The sequence below is a fragment of the Arthrobacter sp. Y3225116 genome, assembly GCF_059091245.1.
Genome location: NZ_JBNHGL010000612.1, coordinates 1 through 305, shown reverse-complemented (window position 1 = coordinate 305; position 305 = coordinate 1). Strand labels below are relative to the sequence as shown.

The 305-nt window shown below is 74.4% G+C and carries 1 protein-coding gene; it reads right to left on the bottom strand.

Translation table 11 applies throughout. The annotated features are described in order from the left end of the window. A partial coding sequence (locus AC5RV2_RS19205) for a trehalose-phosphatase (protein ID WP_494093646.1) occupies nucleotides 1–305 on the bottom strand: 305 nt, incomplete at both ends.

Genomic DNA, 305 nt, shown 5'->3' with positions numbered 1-305 from the left:
CAGCTCGGCCAGCAGGGCCAGCGCGGCCGCGAACGTCTGCGGAGAGTCCACCCGGTAGGCCGCGGCGGTGTCTCCCGGCCCCACCTTGACGCCGACGTCGGAGCCCCGCAGCACGGCGAAGGCATGTTCGTCGGTCACGTCGTCGCCGGCGAAGAACACGGCGGTCGCGCCGGTGAACGAGCGCAGCAGCCCGAGGCCCTGGCCCTTGTCGGCGCTGAGCACCGACGTCTCGAGCACGCGCTTGCCGTCGCTGAGGTACAGCCCGCGGACCTCCTGGAGTGCGGCGCGGGCGCGCTCCGTGGCCG